1 protein-coding gene is annotated in these 249 nt (G+C 63.9%); it reads left to right on the top strand.

The features are described 5' to 3' along the window. On the top strand, positions 1–249 hold a 249-nt coding region (locus tag ACYP2A_RS22250), incomplete at both ends, for an AMP-binding protein (RefSeq protein ID WP_459748110.1).

Raw genomic sequence — 249 nt, 5'->3', positions numbered from 1 at the left:
CGAGCAGCAGGTTTGGAAGACGCCACAGGCCACAGCCCTGGTATTTGGCGGGCAATCGTTGAGCTACACCGAACTCAATCAGCAGGCCAATCGCCTGGCGCACAAGCTGCGTGAGCTGGGTGTCAGCCCCGATGTGCTGGTGGGCATTGCGGTGGAGCGCAGCCTGGAGATGGTGGTGGGGCTGCTGGCGATTCTCAAGGCCGGTGGCGCCTATGTGCCGCTGGACCCTGAGTATCCGCAGGAGCGCCT

This window comes from Pseudomonas sp. 3A(2025), from assembly GCF_054589175.1.
This window is presented reverse-complemented; position numbering and strand designations above follow the sequence as displayed.